The sequence below is a fragment of the Brevibacillus sp. GCM10020057 genome (assembly GCF_042683565.1).
GTDB lineage: Bacteria > Bacillota > Bacilli > Brevibacillales > Brevibacillaceae > Brevibacillus.
The window spans coordinates 1-20,173 of sequence record NZ_JBHUJW010000032.1 but is presented as its reverse complement, the minus strand read 5'-3'; the positions used below and the strand labels follow the sequence as shown (position 1 = coordinate 20,173).

The window sequence follows — 20,173 nt, the reverse complement described above, 5'->3', positions numbered from 1 at the left end:
GCGGCAACGCGTGGAGCTGACGAATACTAATCGGTCGAGGACTTATCCACACACCCTTGGCAAGCATGCAGATCCAGTTTTGAAGGTGCGAATCCTTCATTATTCCTCGGTAGCTCAGTCGGTAGAGCAATCGGCTGTTAACCGATCGGTCGGCGGTTCGAGTCCGTCCCGAGGAGCCATTTGGATGGATGTCCGAGAGGCCGAAGGAGCACGATTGGAAATCGTGTAGGCGGGGTAGACCCGTCTCGTGGGTTCAAATCCCACTCCATCCGCCATCTGGCCCGTTGGTGAAGCGGTTTAACACAGCAGCCTTTCACGCTGTCATACAGGGGTTCGAATCCCCTACGGGTCACCTGAACATACCTCACGAGCAGTTGGGGTTCTCACAAAGAGTGGCGAATATGTTGCAGAGCATGGAGACTTCTTTGTGAGAGAACATGGAGGCTTAGCTCAGCTGGGAGAGCATCTGCCTTACAAGCAGAGGGTCGGCGGTTCGATCCCGTCAGCCTCCACCATTTTATTGATCGACGAAAGTGCAGTTTCTGGCAGGGACGTCGACACTTGACCGTAAATGGTCCTCGTCGCGGGATGGAGCAGCTCGGTAGCTCGTCGGGCTCATAACCCGAAGGTCGCAGGTTCAAATCCTGCTCCCGCAACCAAATATGGAGCTGTGGTGAAGTTGGAGTTCACGCCGGTCTGTCACACCGGAGGTCGCGGGTTCGAGTCCCGTCAGCTCCGCCATTTTCTAACCAGGAAGATGGCGGCTGTTTATTCTGATGAGGCTCGGTAGCTCAGTCGGTAGAGCAGAGGACTGAAAATCCTCGTGTCGGCGGTTCGATTCCGTCCCGAGCCACCTTTATAGGGGCATAGTTTAACGGTAGAACGAAGGTCTCCAAAACCTTTGGTGTGGGTTCGATTCCTACTGCCCCTGCCACATTTGATTCAAGCAACGAATATGGCGGTCGTGGCGAAGGGGTTAACGCACCGGATTGTGGCTCCGGCATTCGTGGGTTCAAGTCCCATCGATCGCCCCATTTCTTTCACCGTTGGGGTTACTTATTGGGGTATAGCCAAGCGGTAAGGCAACGGACTTTGACTCCGTCATTCCTAGGTTCAAATCCTAGTACCCCAGCCATCTATATGCGGACGTAGCTCAATTGGTAGAGCGTCGCCTTGCCAAGGCGAAGGTCGCGGGTTCGAGACCCGTCGTCCGCTCCATAACCTTCTTCCTGAAGAAGGCATACAACATGGAGGCATAGCCAAGTGGTAAGGCACGGGTCTGCAAAACCCTTATCCCCGGTTCAAATCCGGGTGCCTCCTCCATAGTATTTGCCGGTGTGGCGGAATGGCAGACGCGCGCGACTCAAAATCGTGAGGGAAACCGTGGGGGTTCAAGTCCCTTCACCGGCACCATACATGTAATCAAGCCCTGAACACAAGTCAAATTGATGTTCGGGGCTTTTTGCTGGAGTCAACAAGCACATTTCCGTTTTCCTGCTTTATATGCGACTAGCATGAGAACCAATGCAGCGAGGACCCAGCAACGCGTTTTGGCGTGAGATGGACCCGGTGGGGTGCCGGGCCTTCTTTTTTATTAGCTTTGCCACAGGCATGGAAAAACCAGGTTTTCTATTAGCCCGGGTTGACGTAAAATAAGCGAGCGAACCATTATGATCATGATGACTGCCCTGAGCAGGAGGAGACATTCGCCTGTTCTCTGCTTTACATAAAGAAAGTAACTGCAGGGCAACTAGAAAGATGCTGATCTTTCGGGCATAGTGAATAAGTGGGCTGCTATTATCGGGTGTCAGTACAAAAACGGGGTGGTTTCGATGAAATATGGATTGCATGACAGACCTCCTGCAGGCACGAGCATTTTGGCGGCCTTGCAGTGGATGATTGTAGCTGTCTCCAGCAGCGTCGCCGTTCCCTTGATGATTGGGGACGTTTACAGGCTGCAGCCGGATGAGATCGGCAACCTGATGCAGCAGACGATGTTTTTTATAGGTCTGGCTTCGTTTCTGCAAGTGTGGATTGGCCACCGGTATCCGATGCTGGAAGGACCGGCCGGATTGTGGTGGGGCATTTTTATCATTCTCGCACAAATTGGAGCGAGCATAGGGCTTCAGCCTCGGGAGATCGGGCAGTCCTTTCAGATCGGGCTTTGCATGGCAGGGCTGTTGTTTTTGGCCTTCGGACTGATGGGCTGGATCGGCAAGCTGCAGCGATTGTTCACGCCGCTTGTATCCGGGACGTACATGATTTTGCTCGCCGTCTCGCTGTGCAGCAACATTTTGGCGGGCATGCTGGGAATCGGCTTCCAGCATTCCAAGGAAGTCATTCCCCATATCGCTATCGTGTCGATCGGGATTGTGGCATTGGTCATCGTAGTGATGCGGACGAAGCGTTTTTCCAGCTTCGCCGTCCTGTTTGGGATGGTCATCGGATGGGCGCTGTACGCGATGCTGGGCTGGACGGAGCCGGTTCGCCCGGCGGAGCAGGTGGTGGCGTGGCCGACGATCTTCTTCTGGGGCACGCCGCGCTGGGATTGGGGTGTCGTCCTCACGAGCATGCTCACAGGCTTTGTGCTGTTGACCAATCTGGTGACAAGCATGGTCGTCATGGGAAAAGCGACCGATACGGTGCCGACAGAGGAGCAGTACGACCGCGGCGGTGTGTTTACAGGGGTATCGCATATTTTGTCCGGGTTGGGCGGTGTAGTCGGAATGATTCCGCTCTCGCTGGCCGCAGCTGTCATCCAGACGACGCGGATTGCGTCCCGCCTGCCTTTTATGCTGGCCATGGTCGGCATTATGGTGATCGGCTTGTTCCCGCACGTCGCCCATTTTCTTGCGGCACTGCCTACGCCGGTCGCCTATGCGGCGATGTTTATATCCTACACGCAGCTGATCGGGTTCGGGCTGCGAGACTACGTGAACGTGAAATTGGATGAACGGTCGATTATGGTCGGGGGGAGCTCCTTGCTCGTCGGCATTGGCGTCATGTTCGTGCCTTCGGCGGCCTGGCAGCATATGCCGCCGCTCGTCAGCTTTTTGTTCGGCAACGGGCTATTGCTTGGAGTCATCGTGTGCCTGCTGCTCGAGCATGTAGTTTTCCGCAAGTCCGGTGAGGATGCGCGACAAAAAGACGGCCACGCTGCTTGACGGGCCGCCTTTTTTATACAGATAAGGCTTCGACAAATGGCTTGCCGTACGCGAAGGAAGGGTAGCTGCTGCCCATAGCTGGGATGCAGCTCGCGCATGCTTCCGGCTGGACGCGCTGGATCTTACCGTGAGCCGCTTATGGATGGACTAGGAGCCGAGAATGTAGCTGCTGCTTACTTCCCCACCGTTGATGTCCGTAAACATGCGGCCAACCGAACCGACAATCTCGTCCTTTTTCTGGGGAGAGACTTGCTCGTGGAAGAAAATGACCTGCATCAGGTTGCGGCTTTTGTCGGTGACGCAGGAGCGCCTGGAATCGACAATCGGACTGCCGAACGCGCCATCGTCGTCCGCGAGCAGCAGCTTGTCTTCCATGTTGACTTCGCGGCCGTTTAACCCTTCGTAGCAGTCGTCTTTTTGTCCGATGCGGAGGACGACATCTCCCGTCAGCTGGTCCTGGTCGTAAATGCCAAAGGGAAGGGCGTGGAGGACGGAGAAGAAATTGTTTACATCGACAGCGCTGTTGATCCAAAAGAACGGATTTCCTTGCAACAGCCGCCGGAGCAAAGCTTCGGATGACGGGCGGTATCTGGATGGGTCCGTGCCGATTTGTTTAAAGGCGGCGCGCCATTCCCGGATGCCTTCAATCTCCGTCAGGCGGGACGGATCGTGTTCGAGGCGCAGACTTTCGACGAAGTAATTGATGCGGCCTTTCAGCATTTTGGGAGAGTCGCCGACGGAAGCACCGCTGTAGTGGAGAATGCCCAGAGAGAGCCGAGGGAGGCGGTCGGTAACGTCGGTATCCAGCTGTACTTTCATCACGTTCGCTCCTTTTCAAACCTATTTTTGGTAGTATAACAAATTTTTTTTGTGGAAGCGACTAACCTTCGATACAATAGAAAAAAGCACGATTAAGGCAGCCTGGGAAGAACGGGCTGGAAGAAAAACGAATGGCTATTTCACAGTGGAGGGATTCCCTGGATGAGTATACGTGAAGTACAGATTTATACCGACGGGGCATGCTCTGGCAATCCGGGACCGGGCGGCTGGGGAGCTGTCCTGATGTACGGGCAGCATATCAAGGAGATGTCCGGAGCGGAAGCCAATACGACCAACAACCGCATGGAGCTGAAGGCGGCCATTGAGGCGCTGTCCATGTTGAAGGAGCCGTGCCAGGTGACACTGTACAGCGACAGCGCGTACCTAGTGAATTGCTTTGTGCAGGGCTGGTACAAAGGTTGGCTGAAAAACGGCTGGAAAAACAGCAAGGGGCAGCCGGTGGAAAATCAGGATTTGTGGAAAGAGCTGCTGCGGCTGATGGACATCCACAAGGTGCAGTACGTAAAGGTAAAAGGACATGCTGACAACAAGTGGAACAATCGCTGTGACGAGCTGGCGACAGGAGCGATCAGGCAACTGTGAACGAACGGCAGTATTGGGAACAGACCAAGCAGTCCATCATTGCGTACGCCAAGGAGATTGGAATTGACAAGATCGGCTTCGCGAGCGCCGATCCGTTTTTGGAATTAAAGCAGCGGCTGGTGGAGCATCGGGAAAAGGGATACGAATCAGGCTTTGAAGAGCCGGATCTGGAGAAGCGGACCGATCCGGGGCTGCTCGTAGAGGGCGCTCGTTCTTTGATCTCTATCGCGCTGGCCTACCCTTCCAAGCTGGAGCAGCCCCCCAAGTCAGAACCGGGCGCCTATCGGGGAATTTTGTGCCGGGCTGCCTGGGGCACCGACTATCATCACGTGCTGCGCGACAAGCTGGACAAGCTCGCTGCTTTTATCAGGGAGCTGGAGCCGGGGGCGCGGATCGAGTCGATGGTGGACACCGGAGCGCTTTCGGATCGGGCAGTCGCCGAGCGGGCAGGCATCGGCTATGTAGGGAAGAACTGCGCGCTGATTACTAAGGAGTTCGGGTCGTGGGTTTACCTGGGAGAGCTGGTGACGAATCTGCCGCTGCCGGAGGATCAGCCTGTCGAGGAAGGGTGCGGAGATTGCAACATTTGTGTGGATGCCTGTCCGACTGGCGCCTTGGTCCAGGGAGGTCAGTTGAACGCACAGCGTTGTGTTGCCTATTTGACACAGGTGAAGGATTTCATCCCGGATGAATTTCGCGGGAAGATCGGCAATCGGCTCTACGGCTGCGATACGTGCCAGACGGTCTGCCCGAAGAACAGGCGCATCAACATGACCCATCATGCCGAGTTTCGGCCGGACCCCGAGATCGCCAAGCCGCTCTTGCTGCCGCTCCTGGACATGAGCAACAAGGAGTTCAAGGAGAAATTCGGGCTTTCCTCGTCGTCCTGGAGAGGCAAAAAGCCCATTCAGCGCAATGCGATTTTGGCACTGGCCCATTTCAAGGACAAAACGGCTGTACCGCAGCTGATCCGCTTGCTGGAGAACGACCCGCGTCCTGTCATTCGCGGCACAGCCGCATGGGCGCTCGGGAAAATCGGCGGAGACGAGGCGCGGGCGGCACTGCATCAGGCAAAGGAGCGCGAAGAGAGCGCAGAGGTGCTGGCCGAGGTGCACAAGGGCTTGAAGATGCTTGAAGAGTCTGCGGGCTGAAGGGCACAAAGGTGTGAAGATGCTCGAGGAAGCTGCGGGCTGGAGGGCACAAGGGTGTGAAGATGCTCGAGGAAGCTGCGGCTGAAGGATACAAAGGTATAAAGCTACTTGAGGAAGCTGCGCGCAGGTTACCGGCAACGAAGAACAAGGAAAACGGGTAGGGAGGAAAGCTGGATGGCAAATGAACTGGGGTACACCATCATGGACTCACCGATTGGACCGTTGTTGCTTGCTTCTACTGAAAGAGGACTGTGCTTCATCGAGTTCGATGCCGATGAAAGCGGGCTGGGTCAGCTCCAGCGTTGGAGCAAGAAGACGTTTCTGGGGGTGGCGCCTGTTCGTGACGATGCCCGCAACGAGGCGGCACGAACGCAGTTGCAGGAGTATTTTGCCGGGGAGCGGCGGGAGTTTGCGCTGCCGCTCGACCTGTACGGGACACCGTTTCAAAAATCGGTATGGCATGCGCTGACGAAGATTCCGTATGGAGAGACGCGCTCCTACAAAGACATCGCGCTGGCGATCGGGGCTGCCAAGGCTGTGAGGGCGATTGGCGGGGCAAACAACCGCAACCCGATTCCGATCGTCATTCCGTGCCACCGCGTCATCGGCTCCAACGGCGCTCTTGTCGGATATGGCGGCGGATTGGCGATCAAGGAGCATTTACTGGCGCTTGAAGGCATTCCCGTGCAAATGCAGACATCGTTTGACCAAGCTATCCGTTCCTGACGGGTAGCTTTTCTTATCTTCTGAACGTGCCGCTGCTGACATATTCTTTTCTGGAGAAGACAGGGCGCAGAACAGGGGAACAGGAGGCGGGATATGCCACTGGTCGGCAGAAAGAGAGGAGGGGCAGCGAATGGATTGGCGGACGTTTGTCCATCGCTATTTCAATGAGGTGCACAAGAGCTGGCTGGACGGACGGTATGAGCGGCTCGTGGCCTACTATTCTCCGAACGGGCGAGAAGCAGAGTGGGAGCGCATGCGGCGGGAGTATCGCCAGCTGCAGGAGCGCGGGGGAAAGGCGCGTGCTGTACAGGGAAAGGTCGTTTTGCTGTGCTGGCTGGAGACCGAGCAGGCGATGGACATCCTGCTTGCATGGCAGGGGCAGCGGTGCTACGATCTGGGACAGGAGGAGCTGGTCGAGAGGGGCCGGCGCGTGCACCGGCTGCGCCTGATTAAAGGGTCGGACGAATGGCTGATCGACGCACATCAGGAATGGGCGGGAGATGCCAAAGCGCCGCAAGACAAGGATGCACAGGAGGATGCAACGGCGGCCGCGGTCGAGGCTGCTGCTGCCGGACCGATATTGGTCGTGCACGGGGCGGGAGGCTATAACCGGAAGAGCGCCGTGGCGTATGCGATGCAATATTGGAATTCTCACAACCCTCTTTACCCGCGTTTTACGGACGACTGCACCAATTTTATTTCGCAGTGTCTCTACGCGGGCGGAATCCCGATGCTCTTTTCCAAAGAAAAAGGCAAGGGCTGGTGGATACGGATGGGAAAAGGCGGCGAGTGGAGCTGGAGCTGGACGGTGGCGCATGCCTTGTACTTGCTGCTCAAATCGGGTGCGGCTCCGATGCGGGCCGTGAGCAAATCATCGCCGGATCAACTGGAGCCGGGCGATCTGATATGCTACGACTTTGATGGGGACGGACGTTTTCAGCACAATACGATCGTGGTCGCCAAAGACGCGAACAACATGCCGCTCGTCAACGCCCATACGACAGACAGCAGCATGCGTTACTGGGCGTATGAAGATTCAACGGCCTACACGCCGAACATTCGCTATGCGTTTTTTCAGATTCGGGGCATGTAGGGTCGGAGAGGAAAACAGGTTACGACAGCTGGCAGGTGGTCATGAGCAGGGAGGTTTCGGTATAATAGAGCTTGGTTTAGCAAGACACCTTCCGGAAGGTGAATTTGTCGGACGCATGGCGCAAAACCGCGCGTTCCAATCAGGCCATTTTAGTTCGGTACACGAGGAGATTTGCTGATATGCCGTTGCACATCGTTTTGCACGAGCCGCTCATCCCTGCCAATACGGGGAATATCGCCCGTTCCTGCGCAGCGACAGGGGCTCATCTGCATTTGATTCATCCGCTGGGCTTTTCAACGGAAGATCGCTATTTGAAACGCGCGGGACTGGATTACTGGCACGCCGTCAACATTCATCATCACGACAGCTTTGAAGCTTTTGCCGCAGCCAAGGGGCCGGGCGCGGGGACTTTTTACTTCGTGGAGACATGGGGCGAGAAGCTCTATACCGAAGTGTCGTTCAAGGACGGCGATTACATCATTCTGGGGAAAGAGACGACAGGCTTGCCGCAGGAGCTGACGGACCGCTATCGGGAGCAGACGATCCGCATCCCCATGAGCGGCGCCACTCGTTCCGTCAATTTGTCCAACTGTGCGGCAATCGTCCTGTTTGAGGGCCTGCGGCAGCTGGGATTTCCCGGGCTCAAGTAATACGGGGTCAAAACGTGGTTTCTATCGGGTACGCCGACCAATAATAAGGGAGAGATCGGAAAATGACTGTGAGTACCATCCTGTTTGACCTCGACGGCACGCTTTTGGAAATGCAGACAGGCCCTTTTGTCAAAAGCTACCTGCAAGAAGTGGGCCGTCACATCGGCGATCAATACGATACGGAGAAGCTGCTCGCGATGATCTGGGAAGCGACGAAGGCCATGATCGTGAGTCAGGAACCGGAAAAGACGAACGAGCAGGTGTTTTTCGAGTATTTCACTGAGCACAGCGGATGGAAGCGCGAGGACGTATGGCCGCTGTTTGAATCGTTTTACCGCGACGTGTTTCCCACCCTGTCCCATCTGACCTATCCGTCTCCCTGGGCCAAAAAAATCGTCGAGGCTGCCAAAGCGCGGGGATTCCGCATCGCGGTAGCGACGAATCCGGTGTTCCCTCGCGTGGCAATTTACCATCGGCTGGCGTGGATCGGTATGACGGCGGATGAATTCGAGCTGGTCACCGTCTACGAGGACATGCATTCCACCAAGCCGAACCCGAGCTATTTCCAGGAAATCTGCGACAAGCTCGGCGTCGAACCGGCCGAGTGCGTGATGGTCGGAAACCATATGCAGGAGGACATGGCCGCGTCCAGGCTGGGCATGAAGACGTTTCTCGTCACCAACTGGCTGGAGGACCGCGGAAAGCCCCAATATCCGGTCGATCAGCGCGGGTCGCTGGAGGAGCTGTATCAGGCAATTGCGAGCGGGACAGGCGTTTTTGCGCGGTAAGCGGGGCGCGGAGGAGAGGCTGACAAAAAAGCGCAGTTGTGGAAGCAAAAAAAAAGCAGGTTGCCCGATACAGGCAGCCTGCTTTTTTCCTGGGAGCGTTAAGCCAAAAATAAGGCTGGCCGCGTCTGCAAGTTTTTACAGATTCCAGGTTTTGTCTTCGTTGTAACCAGCAGTAAGAATGAAGAACAGAAAAGCGGCAAAGACCACAGCTACGATAACCGTACCCATGTTGAATTGCTCCTTTCGTAAACAAACTACTCCCATTATAACGTAGCCTGCCCACTTTGCAAACGGATGAACAGGGTGTGGAAACGGGATATGGGCGAGAAAACAGACACTTTTCACAAGTCCTCCTTCATTTTTTGTGGCAAGATTGCTGAAACTTGTGCAGATGTCTCGCATACACATATGTAAAGGCTTTACGAGCCTGCTCAAAACCGAAGCAACGGGTTCCGCGCGAATGCGTGACCGCAGGCAGACATATACATGGGAGTACATTGTCGTTGGGGAAGAGAGAGGGCTTATGAGGGAGGAGTGTCGAGCATGGACATTATAAAACGGATCGCCGAGCACCGGGCCCGAGAAGAAAACCTGATGTGGAGAGGAACATTCGCTGAATATTTGGAGTTGGTACGAAAAAATCCGCAAATTGCCCAAACGGCGCATTCGCGCGTCTACAACATGATCAAAAGCGCCGGTGTGGAAGAAAACGAAGATGGAACCCGCTCTTATCAATTTTTTAGCAGGGAAATTTTCGGGTTGGACCGCGCCATTGAGCGGTTGGTTGAGGAATACTTCCACTCTGCAGCCCGCCGTCTGGATGTGCGCAAACGCATTTTGCTGCTGATGGGCCCCGTCAGCGGCGGGAAATCGACGTTGGTGACCATGCTGAAGCGGGGGCTGGAGGAGTATTCCCGAACAGACGAAGGCGCCATTTACGCCCTGGAAGGTTGTCCGATGCATGAGGAGCCGCTCCATCTCATCCCGCACGAGCTGCGTCCCGAAGTGGAGGAAGAGCTCGGCGTGAAGATCGAGGGAGAGCTGACGCCGTACAACCGGATGAGGCTGGAAACCGAGTACGGCGGGCGCATCGAAGACTTCCCGGTCTGCCGCATCCTGTTCTCGGAAGCAAACCGCGTCGGGATCGGGACATTCAGCCCGTCCGACCCGAAATCGCAGGACATCGCCGACTTGACGGGAAGCATCGACTTTTCGACCATTACCAAATACGGCTCGGAGTCTGACCCGCGCGCCTACCGCTTCGACGGGGAGCTGAACAAGGCCAACCGCGGCCTGATGGAATTCCAGGAGATGCTCAAATGCGATGAAAAATTTCTTTGGCATCTGCTGTCGCTCACCCAGGAGGGCAACTTCAAGGCCGGACGATTTGCGCTCATTTCTGCCGATGAGCTTATTGTCGCCCATACGAACGAATCGGAATACAAGGCGTTCATTGCCAACAAGAAGAACGAAGCCTTGCAATCGCGGATTATCGTCATGCCGATCCCGTACAATTTGCGGGTCAGCGACGAAGAAAAAATTTATGCGAAGCTGATCAAGCAGTCCGATCTGGGCCATGTGCACATCGCGCCGCATGCGCTGCGGTCGGCGGCTATTTTCTCCATCCTGACGCGCTTGAAGGAGTCGAAGAAGCAGGGCGCCGATCTGTTGAAAAAAATGCGTTTGTACGATGGCCAGTCGGTGGAAGGCTTCAAAGGGTCCGACCTGGAAGAGCTGCGCAACGAGCATGCCGATGAAGGGATGACGGGCATCGACCCTCGCTACGTCATCAACCGCATTTCCAGCGCCCTGATCCGCCGCGATACGGAGTGCATCAACGCGCTCGACATTCTGCGCGCGCTCAAGGAAGGCTTTGACCAGCATCCGTCGATCACCAAGGAGCAGCGGGAGCGGTACATGAACTTCATCTCCAGCGCCCGCAAGGAATACGACGAGCTGGCGAAAAAAGAAGTGCAGAAGGCGTTTGTCTACAGCTACGAGGAATCCGCCAAGACGCTCATGGACAATTACCTGGATAACGTCGAAGCGTATTGCAATATGAACAAAATCCGCGACCCCGTTACCGGCGAGGAGATGGACCCGGATGAGCGCCTGATGCGTTCCATCGAGGAGCAGATCGGCATCTCCGAAAATGCGAAGCGGGCGTTCCGCGAAGAAATTCTCATCCGCATCTCGGCCTATGCGCGCAAAGGCAAGCGGTTTGACTACAGCACGCACGACCGTCTGCGGGAAGCGATCGAGAAAAAGCTGTTCGCGGATCTGAAGGACGTCGTGAAAATTACGACCTCCAACAAGACGCCGGATGAGCACCAGCTGAAAAAAATCAACGAAGTGACGAAGCGGCTCATCGAAGAGCATCACTATTGCCCGGTTTGCGCCAACGAGCTTTTGCGCTACGTCGGCAGCCTGCTGAACCGCTAATCCAGCCGCGGATGTACGTGCACGTCATATTCGGCGCAGAGTGCGCCAGTTGCTAGGAGGAGACGGCATGGAAGATGCAGCATCGTTCATTGTCTCCCGGGAAGACTGGTCGCTGCACCGCAAAGGGTACCAGGACCAAACTCGACACCAGGAAAAAGTGAAAGAAGCGATCAAGAAAAACTTGCCCGATCTCGTCAGTGAAGAAAACATCATCATGTCGAACGGTCGGGAAGTCATCAAGATCCCTATTCGCTCTTTAGATGAGTATCGGTTTCGTTTCAACTTCCAAAAAGGGAAGCACGGCGGTCAGGGAAAAGGCAACAGCAAGGTCGGAGATGTCATCGCCAGGGACGGCGATCCGGCGCAGGGGCCGGGAAAGGGCCAGGGCGCGGGCGATCTGCCAGGCATCGACTACTACGAAGCCGAGATCAGCGTGGAAGAGCTGGAGGAGATGCTGTTCGCGGAGCTGGAGCTGCCCAACCTGCAGCGCAAGGACGAAGACCAGATCGTGATCGAGGAAACGCGCTTCAACGACGTCCGCAAAAAAGGGCTGATGGGCAATATCGACAAGAAGCGGACGCTGATCGCCGCCATTCGCCGCAACGCCTTGGCGGGCTACTCCAACCTGGAGCTGGGTATAACAGACGACGATCTGCGGTTCAAGACGTGGGAAGAAATCACCAAGCCTCATTCTAATGCGGTTATTATCGCCATGATGGACACTTCGGGGTCGATGGGCGTCTTTGAAAAGTACATCGCCCGCAGCTTTTTCTTCTGGATGGTCCGCTTTTTGCGCACGAAGTATGAGAAGGTCGAGATTGTCTTTATCGCCCACCATACGGATGCCAAGGAAGTGACGGAAGAAACCTTTTTCTCCAAAGGGGAGAGCGGGGGGACGATTTGTTCCTCCGCCTACAAAAAAGCATTGGAGATCATCGACAGCCGCTACCCGCCGTCGCAGTACAACATTTACCCGTTCCACTTTTCCGACGGCGACAACCTCACCTCGGACAACGAGCGTTGCGTGAAACTGGTCAAAGAGCTGATGGAGCGCTGCAACATGTTCGGCTACGGCGAAGTGAACCAGTACAATCGGCACTCGACCTTGATGTCCGCTTATCGGCACATCAAGGAGCCGAAGTTCATGCACTGCGTCATCCGGGAAAAGGGCGAGGTATACAAGGCGTTGCGGACGTTTTTTGGCAAAAAGGAGGCGGTGACGTAGGGGAAAATCCGGGAGAGAGCAGGGGCCCTTTGGTCAGGACCCCATTTTGAAGACAGTAAGAAAAAAACGGACCGCTTGGCCGTAAGCTGACGCCTGAATGATTCGGGTGTCAGCTTCTTTCATTTTCTTTGTGGACGACCCTGGTTGTAAAATGGAATATAGGCTATCGGGAGACGGCTTCAATTTTAAACGGAAATTAAATCTACGAATCTTTCGATAGTCTCAACAACGGATGAGGAGAGGCGATAAATAGCAAAAATCGGTACTTTAACACTTAATTCCGGGATATCGATGATCCGAAGTGAACGCAACTCAAGTTCCTCTTCAATAAAAGACTTTGGCAGAAACCCTAATCCCAAATCCGATTCCACCAATCTTTTTTGAGCCGTAAGACTTTCTGCCTCAATAAGTGCTCCCTTGCCAATATTATTCATTGTTAATAAAGAATCTAATAATTTGCTTACGGTTTCATCAGAGTGACTTCTTGATGGAAATGTCACCCAGTTAATATTGCGGATGAAATCGTGAATCGAACAAGATTCCGGTACCAGCTTTGAGTGATAAGATGAAACAACGACAAATTGCTCCGATGCGACCTTAATTTGTTCAATATTATGCGTATGATGATCCATGAAATATCTGAACCCCACGTCAATGAGTCCATTTTCAATCAGGTTGCTAATTTGATCGTTTTGGGAAATACGCAGATTAAGTACAATGTCAGGGTTTAATGCAGTGAATTCCTGGAACCGCTTTGCAAAATATTTCGAGGACATTGACTCTGCCATCCCAATGGTGAAAAAACCGGGATGATTATTTGCCACTCTTGCTTCACGGATTGCTTCATTCAAGTCGGACAAGATTGACAAACATCTTGTATAAAATACTTGACCAGAAGGGGTCAGTTTCACTTTTTGCCCGATACGTTCAAATATTTGACATCCAATTTCTTTCTCGATGCGTTGAATTCTCACGCTTACCGCCGGTTGGGTTACGTATAAATGTTTTGAGGCGGCACTCATAGTTCCCAGTTGTGCAACAACAACGAACGTTTGGATATCTTTTAGTTCCATGACAGATCACCATGAATGTGATTTATATAGTTAATAAAAACAACTGTTTTGAATTATAGAACAACCCCATTCTATAATGAAGCCATGTAAAGGCGCCTACGTCTGAAAGGAGGAACGAATAAAAGTAAAGCATCACGAACCAAAGGATCTCATACAAATCTCATTCATGTCTATTTCTTCTTAGTTTGACTCGATATTGATTATTTTAGGATCAAAACCCAAAAGTTGTGATACTATAGATGATTCAATTTTCAAGAATTTCGCTGCCTCCAATAAAGACTCATCATTTTTTTTGCTCCAGAATGTACATAAAATTTGACTTAGGCCACTATTTTCGGCAATCCTATCCATTTGCGCCTGCATTAGCCTTGAACCACAGAGAACAGCTACCAGAGAACAGTATTCTAGTAACCATTGTTGCAGCTTAATCCACTCCATGTTTATTGCACTGCTGAATAGAATTGGATGGTTATCATTATCAACCATTTGCCGGTTATCTACTAACAATTTAGCGTTACCCTTAGGCAAGGACATCACATTTACTTTAATCGTGTCGACTATAGGATGAATCTCTGAAATTTCAATTTTTCCGGTTACCTTCCAGGTAAACAAAAAGTTTTCTTCATCCCTAAAATAATGAAATTTATCGAATAAGCAGTTCATGATGTCACACCTATACACAACATAATCAAATTTTGTAACACACCTTTCCAATAGTTGGGTGATTAGGTTAAGCAGCAACTCATTGATAATAATTTCATCATCTGATGCATGCGACATGACAGGTTGATGTATGTTCGCCTAGATTAAGCTTATCGTGTCAAAGGACTTGTGACGCGCAAAAAATGAGATCTTCTCCGCAAAAGATTGCGTTCCACACGCAAATATGACACTTTTTCCATACCGGTTTTCCTTGGTGTAACAGCATGGCTTATTGCTTTCTATATAGATAGACGATTCATTGTTATGGAGACAAGCAAGAATAACTGTCATCTGCAAGAAATGATCCCATATGGTAGCAACTAGGAGGAATACCACTTGAACAGTCTGGAACAGGCAATTTCACTAGGACCAGTTCTAACGAAAATCTTTTGTGATGAAGACATTATGGTGGCAGTTACGGACACCGAAAAGTATGTTTACTACTCACCGTCAAAATCGCTAAATGCTCAAATTACCATCGGGCAGCCTTTCCTGGATTACGACTTGTTTGGAAATATTAAAAAAACAAGGGATCGGGTGGAACAGATTTCTCCGCCCGAATACGGGCCGCCTTTCAAGGCAATTGGCTATCCGTTGTTCGATGAAAATGGGGAATGGATTGGCTGCCTCGGGTTTGGAATCAGTTTTCACAAGGAGTATTTTCTGAAGGATATTATCGGGAAATTGGAACAGATGGCGAATGCAATAGCAGACCAAACCCACTCCATTACCGCTCATGCAGAACAACTCTCGGCTACGATTCAAGAAATATCAGCCACATCCGCATTGAATTTTCAGAATGCTGAAAATATGGATAGCATTATTTCGTTTATCCATAAGGTTGCACAACAATCGAATCTGCTTGGGCTGAATGCGGCTATTGAAGCTGCCAGAGCTGGCGAATACGGTAGAACCTTTTCGGTTGTTGCGGCTGAAATCCGAAAACTGTCTCAGCATTCGGACGAGGCTTCAAAGAAAATCGGTGATTTTTTGCAGCAAATGAAAAGCTCTATTATCGGCATGAACAACAGTATCCATGATATTAGTCAATCTTCTAGTGAACTCACTTCGCACTCAGAGTATTTCACGAAAATGACTGAGGATTTAAATCAGTTGAGTGAAACTTTACAGAGTTTTATTACGGATTTGTTAAAAGAGAAATCATGAAAGCCATCCATACTTCATCCGGCACGGTGAGGAACAACAGTCATTATGCTGAAAAAAGCTCTGACAAGAAAAAATTTCTGAGAGGGGAAAACTTATGACCGCAATGCCACTGAATCATGAACCTAAATCAAATGCTTGGACAGCAGATTTTACCATTGACTGTCTGGTATTTGCACAATTTGGCATCCAGGCAAAGAACGGCATGAATCCTGAGAAATATATGGAACAATTCCTCCAAGCTTTTACAAATCCGAATGGACCCGTACACGTAGATCGAGCGATTCACCAAGACATTGATGAGTACGTGAATCATATCTTTTTGGCCTATTGGGATAATAAGGAATCATTTGAAAACTGGAACTCGACCTCTCCGATCGCAAAATATTGGGACGAGAGTGCAGCGCCTGTAGAAGAGATCGGGCTATGGAGAGAAATACTATTCATACCAAACGACCACATAGAGACCCTCCACTCCGGTGAAAATTATGATAGCGGAGTCTCGAATTTTTTACCTTTGACATATACAAAGGTTCATGAATATTGGGGCTCGATGAGGGATCGTCTCAAAGCATCTCGACTCGAGAGCTTTGAGACTGAATATGATAAGGAAATGCTGGAACCAGTGCATGTGGAGTCAATCGGAAAAAGGATTCGCATATATCCGTCAGATAATATTTGTCTGATTCGTACAGCGCAAAATTGGAGTCAATGCAGCAATGAAGAAAGAAATACTTATTTGGAATTAGTGGAACCGACTTTGAAGGAAGGCGCTGAGTATATCAGGCAGAATCCTTCGGAAACAGGATGTTTATCATCAAAATTTGTTTATGAGCTTGCATTAAATGGGGATTCACTCGATAAGTCGTGCACAATTGCGTACTTTTTATCTCTGGCACATCTGGAAGAATGGGCTAAGAGTCATCCCAGTCATTTGAAAATTTATCACACCTTTTTTGAAATGCTGCAGATGCATAATTATGCAACTGAACTGGCTCTATGGCACGAGGTATCTGTTCTGAAGACAGATCAAGCAATATTTGAATATATGAATTGTCACTCATCAACTGGACTTTTGAAATTTACAAATCTGTTTGATGCTAAAGTATATCCGCACATGAAAGGGAACTGAGCGTTTTTCGTCCGATAGAGAATAAAATCAAAACCCAAGAATGCCGTAAAATCAACATTCTTGGGTTTTTCATTGCGGTGTATGTTACCTCAAAAAGGAAAAAGATGCATCATTTCTCATTTTTCAGTATGGAGGGACAGTGAATTGAATACGGTAGAAAAAGGCAGAAAATTTTATACAGGTGAGCGATTTCAACTATTTAGCAAGCAATTTGATGTACTCATAAACCATATTACGGATGCCGTTGATATCGTCGACTTGAATGGTAATTTAATTAAGGTAAATAATGCCTTCGAGCAAATGTATGGTTGGAAGGAGAATGAAATTATTGGACATAAACTCCCGATAATCCCTTACGATTTCTTGCGGGAAACAGAGCATTTGCATGAAAAAGCCAGAAATGGCGAAGGGGTTTCGGGATATGAAACGGTCCGGATGACCAAAGAGGGAGGCCTTATTCATGTTCTTTTGACAATCTCCCCTCTGGTAGATATGGAGGGAAACGTCTGCGGGCACATCGGTATCTCGCGGGACATCACAGCTCAAAAAATGATAGTGAAAGAGCTGACGTTAGTTGATCAGCTCACGAAACTTCCAAATCGCTCCTATTTTCATGAGCTTGTGCAAGCCGAGCTCAGAAAGGCACAAGGCAGCCAAAATAAAATGGCTCTCATCCTTATAAATCTTGACCGATTCTCTTGCATCAATGATTCCTATACGCAGCTAACGGGAGATTTATTGCTTCGGGAAACAGCTGACCGATTGAGGAGCTTAATTGGCACCGGTCATTTATTGGCCAGAGTGGGTGGGGATGAATTCGCAGTATTGAGTACGAATATCAACCAAAAACGCGATATGATCCGATTTGTTCGTAAGATTTTACGCCAATTTCACGTTCCCTTCCGAGTCGACAATCAAGAAGCTGATGTAACTGGCAGTATAGGAATAAGCGTTTATCCTCGAGAAGGTCAAACTCTTGAGGAACTGTTCAAAAATGCCAAGGCAGCGTTACTGCAGGCAAAAAGAGCTGGAGGGAACACGTATTGTTTCTACGAAAAGGAAAGCAAGAATTCCAGTATTGATCGTTACCTGCTTGCAAGCGATTTAAAGAAGGCAGTTCGACGTAGAGAGCTGGAAGTGCATTATCAACCAATCGTTGAATTAGAGGGGGGAACCATAAGAGGATTTGAGGCGCTGCTAAGATGGAAACACCATCGAGTAGGGTGGATTTCTCCTGCGGAGTTTATACCCCTTGCCGAAGAGACAGGATTAATCAATTCGCTCGGTCTGTGGGTGATTCGGAAAGCGTGTCATGACATGGGCAGGTTGCAACTTTTGGAGGGGGGGCCAAAAATGATAGCAGTGAACCTGTCTCCTTTGCAATTAGAACATAAACAGCTAGCCAAGCAAATACGTGAGATTCTTCGATCATCTGGACTGGAGGCGTCTCAATTGGAACTCGAGATCACAGAGAGCGCCGTTGCCCAAAACGTAAACACGGCGATTGAAACGCTAAACGAACTGGTTCAGATGGGGGTCCACATATCGATCGATGATTTCGGAACGGGATATTCGTCCCTTAGTTATCTGACACGCTTGCCTTTCCATCACCTGAAGATTGATAAATCTTTTATTCAAAGCGGTAAGGCAGAAGATGAGAAGATCCTGGAAGCAGTCATCACAATCGCCCACCAATTACAAAAGAAAGTAGTTGCCGAGGGGGTGGAAACAATAGAGCAATTTGAGTTACTCAAACGGCTCCGTTTTGATTATTTTCAAGGTTACCTGGTTTCAAAACCGATGCCCGTGGATCTTCTTGCTCATTATAAACCAGAGGACAGCTTCCTTGCCGACTCCTCCGCAGCACCGTAATAAACCCCTCCAGAATGTCGTGGCTGACCGCGAAGCCTTTGCGCTTGTAAAATTCCAGCGCGTTGTCGTTGCCGTTGGAGACGTAAATGAAGTAATCGTCCACGTCCTCAAACTGCGTGAGCCAGTCCATCGCCATCCGGAACAGCTTGGAGCCGATCCCGTACTGCCTGTACCCTTCTTTGATGTAAAACTGGGACAGGCACCCGACATTTGGCCGGCTGACCGAGGACATGTCGAAAAAAGTGGCGAACTCGTTGGCATACGTTTCCTTGGGGGAGATGTTGGCGTAGACGTAGCCGACGATCTGTTCGCCGTCCTTGACGACGACCGTGTAGTTGTGGAGCGCCTTCTGGACGGAGGGAACGAGGCGCGTCTCGAAGCTCATGCTGTCGAACCGCTCCGGTGTTATGTACGCTTTCGACTTTTGGTAGGCCATCAGTTCATTGCACGCATCACGGCATACCGCAATGTTTTCGTCGGGAATCACTTCATAATGCAGGTTCATGCTCTTTCCTCCCTAAGCATTTTTCGCTGGATCAGAAATTTCAGGCAAACGCAGAGATACGTTATAATCGTAATACAAACCCATAGGAAAACAAGTATGCAGTTTTTCCTGACCAAGTCAGAAAAAACTGTGTAAAGGAGCGCTGCCATGATCCCGGAAGAAAGCGGAAGACGAAAGATCCAGGACTGCCCTTTGACGTATGCGCTGAATGTGATCGGGGGAAAATGGCGGCTGCCGATCATCTGGGCGCTGTGGAAAAACAAGACGATGCGCTACAACGAGCTGAAACGCCATATCGACGGGATCACGAGCATGATGCTGACCCAGGTACTCAAGGAGTTGGAGGACTACGGCCTGATCGTGCGCAAGCAGTACATGGAAATTCCGCCGCGCGTGGAGTATTCGCTGACAAAGGCGGGAGAAGACCTGGTGCCGTCTCTGGAGTCGCTGGCGAAATGGGGCAAGTTTATGCAAAACCGGTAGAGCACAGTGTGATGAGGTGGTCGCGCGCTGCCGCCATGCATGCGATTGCGGGAGATAAGAAAGAATATCTTCAAGACAAACGCAGGAGGCCTCTATGAACAAGCATATTTCCGACTCGCTGCTCGATAAATCCAAGCCCGGGAAAGTCCAGAAAACCAGTGAGGAAAGCGAGCGCAACGAACTGATGCAGCAAGTGCTGGTGGAATCCAAGACGACGGAGGAGACCGTGGAGGAGCAGAAAAAGTCGTATTTGCTGGGTGAACAGCAGAAAGAGGGCGGAGAAGCGGGGGATGCGGCAAAGGGATAACAAGATAAAATGTGCGCCGCGATTTCCGCGAATAATCGTTCCAAAATCGGGTAATACTAATAATACACTGTTAACAACCTTTTTCAGCCCTCGCACCGGCGAGGCTCTTTTTTTTGCTGTTTGGAGACCGCTCTGATTTCAATGCAACTTACTATATTTTAGCTCTTCACCGTAAAACGTGCTTGATCTCCCTCTATCGCAGTTTTTCGTAGTTATGTAGCCGGTTTACACTCCAGTCTAATGCGAATCTTGAATCTCTCTAGATTGCGGTAGC

17 protein-coding genes, 13 tRNA genes and 1 pseudogene are annotated in these 20,173 nt (G+C 51.0%); 27 read left to right on the top strand and 4 right to left on the bottom strand.

The genetic code is table 11. From position 1 onward, the window contains the following. Positions 1-103: 103 nt before the first annotated feature. The 14 genes from ACFSO0_RS10335 (at position 104) to ACFSO0_RS10270 (ending at position 3,164) form a co-directional block, all read left to right on the top strand. Positions 104-179: transfer RNA gene (locus ACFSO0_RS10335), tRNA-Asn, on the top strand. 3 nt (positions 180-182) lie between these two features. Then, positions 183-275: transfer RNA gene (locus tag ACFSO0_RS10330), tRNA-Ser, on the top strand. Positions 276-278: 3 nt separating this feature from the next. Then, positions 279-352 (top strand) — tRNA-Glu (locus ACFSO0_RS10325). A gap of 87 nt (positions 353-439) precedes the next feature. After that, positions 440-515 (top strand) — tRNA-Val (locus ACFSO0_RS10320). 67 nt (positions 516-582) lie between these two features. Further along, a tRNA-Met gene (locus ACFSO0_RS10315) sits at positions 583-659 on the top strand. A 5-nt stretch (positions 660-664) separates the two neighbouring features. After that, positions 665-741 (top strand) — tRNA-Asp (locus ACFSO0_RS10310). Positions 742-780: 39 nt separating this feature from the next. Continuing rightward, positions 781-853: transfer RNA gene (locus tag ACFSO0_RS10305), tRNA-Phe, on the top strand. A 7-nt stretch (positions 854-860) separates the two neighbouring features. Continuing rightward, positions 861-934 (top strand) — tRNA-Trp (locus tag ACFSO0_RS10300). Between the two features lie 24 nt (positions 935-958). Beyond that, a tRNA-His gene (locus tag ACFSO0_RS10295) sits at positions 959-1,034 on the top strand. Positions 1,035-1,060: 26 nt separating this feature from the next. Further along, positions 1,061-1,135: transfer RNA gene (locus ACFSO0_RS10290), tRNA-Gln, on the top strand. Between the two features lie 7 nt (positions 1,136-1,142). Then, positions 1,143-1,218 (top strand) — tRNA-Gly (locus ACFSO0_RS10285). Positions 1,219-1,249: 31 nt separating this feature from the next. Next, a tRNA-Cys gene (locus ACFSO0_RS10280) sits at positions 1,250-1,323 on the top strand. Positions 1,324-1,331: 8 nt separating this feature from the next. Beyond that, positions 1,332-1,413: transfer RNA gene (locus ACFSO0_RS10275), tRNA-Leu, on the top strand. A gap of 419 nt (positions 1,414-1,832) precedes the next feature. After that, positions 1,833-3,164, top strand: a complete 1,332-nt coding sequence (locus ACFSO0_RS10270) for a purine/pyrimidine permease (RefSeq protein ID WP_376879670.1) — start codon at positions 1,833-1,835, stop codon at positions 3,162-3,164. 147 nt (positions 3,165-3,311) lie between these two features. On the opposite strand, the gene ACFSO0_RS10265 is transcribed toward ACFSO0_RS10270, so the two are convergent. Beyond that, positions 3,312-3,983: a B3/B4 domain-containing protein gene (locus tag ACFSO0_RS10265; protein ID WP_376879668.1), complete on the bottom strand. Its 672-nt coding sequence runs from the start codon at positions 3,981-3,983 to the stop codon at positions 3,312-3,314. Between the two features lie 162 nt (positions 3,984-4,145). Between ACFSO0_RS10265 and rnhA the strand changes: the two genes are divergently transcribed. The 8 genes from rnhA to yhbH all read left to right on the top strand — a co-directional run bounded on the left by rnhA (position 4,146) and on the right by yhbH (position 12,661). Then, positions 4,146-4,586, top strand: coding sequence for a ribonuclease HI (rnhA, locus tag ACFSO0_RS10260; RefSeq protein WP_376879665.1), 441 nt, complete (start codon positions 4,146-4,148; stop codon positions 4,584-4,586). Next, positions 4,583-5,737, top strand: a complete 1,155-nt coding sequence (gene queG / locus ACFSO0_RS10255) for a tRNA epoxyqueuosine(34) reductase QueG (RefSeq protein ID WP_376879663.1) — start codon at positions 4,583-4,585, stop codon at positions 5,735-5,737. The genes rnhA and queG overlap by 4 nt, the downstream gene beginning before the upstream one ends. Before the next feature lie 174 nt (positions 5,738-5,911). Next, positions 5,912-6,463: a methylated-DNA--[protein]-cysteine S-methyltransferase gene (locus tag ACFSO0_RS10250; RefSeq protein WP_376879660.1), complete on the top strand. Its 552-nt coding sequence runs from the start codon at positions 5,912-5,914 to the stop codon at positions 6,461-6,463. A gap of 130 nt (positions 6,464-6,593) precedes the next feature. Next, positions 6,594-7,556, top strand: coding sequence for an amidase domain-containing protein (locus tag ACFSO0_RS10245; RefSeq protein ID WP_376879658.1), 963 nt, complete (start codon positions 6,594-6,596; stop codon positions 7,554-7,556). 179 nt (positions 7,557-7,735) lie between these two features. Next, on the top strand, positions 7,736-8,206 hold the full coding sequence (gene trmL, locus ACFSO0_RS10240; RefSeq protein WP_376879656.1) for a tRNA (uridine(34)/cytosine(34)/5-carboxymethylaminomethyluridine(34)-2'-O)-methyltransferase TrmL: 471 nt from the start codon (positions 7,736-7,738) through the stop codon (positions 8,204-8,206). Between the two features lie 62 nt (positions 8,207-8,268). Continuing rightward, the gene (locus ACFSO0_RS10235) at positions 8,269-8,994 is read left to right on the top strand and encodes an HAD family hydrolase (RefSeq protein WP_376879653.1); all 726 of its coding nucleotides are present in this window, start codon (positions 8,269-8,271) and stop codon (positions 8,992-8,994) included. A 543-nt stretch (positions 8,995-9,537) separates the two neighbouring features. Next, positions 9,538-11,436, top strand: a complete 1,899-nt coding sequence (locus ACFSO0_RS10230) for a PrkA family serine protein kinase (protein ID WP_376879651.1) — start codon at positions 9,538-9,540, stop codon at positions 11,434-11,436. A gap of 67 nt (positions 11,437-11,503) precedes the next feature. Then, positions 11,504-12,661, top strand: coding sequence for a sporulation protein YhbH (yhbH, locus tag ACFSO0_RS10225; protein WP_376879648.1), 1,158 nt, complete (start codon positions 11,504-11,506; stop codon positions 12,659-12,661). Between the two features lie 185 nt (positions 12,662-12,846). Here the strand turns inward: yhbH and ACFSO0_RS10220 are convergent, their stop codons facing one another. Then, entirely contained in the window at positions 12,847-13,734 is an 888-nt protein-coding gene (locus ACFSO0_RS10220; RefSeq protein ID WP_376879646.1) for a LysR family transcriptional regulator, read from the bottom strand. A gap of 180 nt (positions 13,735-13,914) precedes the next feature. Beyond that, positions 13,915-14,397: a hypothetical protein gene (locus ACFSO0_RS10215; RefSeq protein ID WP_376879644.1), complete on the bottom strand. Its 483-nt coding sequence runs from the start codon at positions 14,395-14,397 to the stop codon at positions 13,915-13,917. Between the two features lie 375 nt (positions 14,398-14,772). Here ACFSO0_RS10215 and ACFSO0_RS10210 point away from each other — a divergent pair, with 375 nt between their 5' ends. The 3 genes and pseudogenes from ACFSO0_RS10210 to ACFSO0_RS10200 all read left to right on the top strand — a co-directional run. Beyond that, positions 14,773-15,603, top strand: a complete 831-nt coding sequence (locus ACFSO0_RS10210; protein ID WP_376879641.1) for a methyl-accepting chemotaxis protein — start codon at positions 14,773-14,775, stop codon at positions 15,601-15,603. A gap of 94 nt (positions 15,604-15,697) precedes the next feature. Next, the gene (locus ACFSO0_RS10205; RefSeq protein WP_376879638.1) at positions 15,698-16,732 is read left to right on the top strand and encodes a phenylacetaldoxime dehydratase family protein; all 1,035 of its coding nucleotides are present in this window, start codon (positions 15,698-15,700) and stop codon (positions 16,730-16,732) included. 81 nt (positions 16,733-16,813) lie between these two features. Then, positions 16,814-18,472, top strand: a pseudogene (locus tag ACFSO0_RS10200) (putative bifunctional diguanylate cyclase/phosphodiesterase); the annotation flags it as partial. Positions 18,473-18,482: 10 nt separating this feature from the next. Here the strand turns inward: ACFSO0_RS10200 and ACFSO0_RS10195 are convergent. Then, positions 18,483-19,109, bottom strand: a complete 627-nt coding sequence (locus ACFSO0_RS10195) for a GNAT family N-acetyltransferase (protein ID WP_376879636.1) — start codon at positions 19,107-19,109, stop codon at positions 18,483-18,485. A 147-nt stretch (positions 19,110-19,256) separates the two neighbouring features. Here ACFSO0_RS10195 and ACFSO0_RS10190 point away from each other — a divergent pair, with 147 nt between their 5' ends. Together ACFSO0_RS10190 and ACFSO0_RS10185 are read left to right on the top strand one after the other, a co-directional pair. Further along, positions 19,257-19,592, top strand: coding sequence for a winged helix-turn-helix transcriptional regulator (locus ACFSO0_RS10190; protein ID WP_376879634.1), 336 nt, complete (start codon positions 19,257-19,259; stop codon positions 19,590-19,592). Between the two features lie 94 nt (positions 19,593-19,686). Then, positions 19,687-19,899 (top strand): hypothetical protein, encoded by a 213-nt coding sequence (locus ACFSO0_RS10185; RefSeq protein WP_376879632.1) that lies wholly within the window; start codon positions 19,687-19,689, stop codon positions 19,897-19,899. Positions 19,900-20,173 lie beyond the last annotated feature (274 nt).